Raw genomic sequence first — 487 nt, forward strand, 5'->3', positions numbered from 1 at the left:
GTTCGACGATAATCTGAAGGTCTACCTGCACCGCGATCCTGTCGACTTCCGCTACGGCATGAACAGTCTGTCGATTCTCGTCGAGCAGTCGATGCGCCTGAATCCGATGGACACTTCGCTATACATCTTCGGAAACCGACGTCGTGACCGGATAAAGATTCTTGGCTGGGACGGCAGTGGTTTCTGGCTTCTCGTAAAGCGATTGGAGAGAAGCCACTTCATCTGGCCCGACAACAAGGCCGAGATCGTGACAATGACCACCAACGTGCTGCACGCGCTACTCGACGGCGATGACATCACCGCGATACGACGGCATCCGAAGCAGGAATATCATCGCGTGAGCTGAACAGGGAGGCGGCGTGCAGGTCTAACCGCCATGCCGATCAACGTCACGATCACCGCCGAGGAATTGAAGGCGTTGCTCGCCGAGCGCGATGCTGCTCGGGCATTGCGAGAAGAACAGGAGGCCTTACGCGGCGCCTTGCGG

Annotated in this window: 1 protein-coding gene; it reads left to right on the forward strand. The window is 57.7% G+C overall.

Annotated elements, in window-relative coordinates; genetic code table 11:
• Positions 1 to 346, forward strand: a 346-nt coding sequence (tnpB, locus tag QCE79_RS33665; protein ID WP_309851873.1) for an IS66 family insertion sequence element accessory protein TnpB, incomplete at its 5' end; no start/stop codon positions are given.
• Positions 347 to 487 lie beyond the last annotated feature (141 nt).

Origin of the sequence: Caballeronia sp. LZ003 (genome assembly GCF_031451465.1) — a bacterium.
In the GTDB taxonomy this organism is placed as follows: domain Bacteria; phylum Pseudomonadota; class Gammaproteobacteria; order Burkholderiales; family Burkholderiaceae; genus Caballeronia.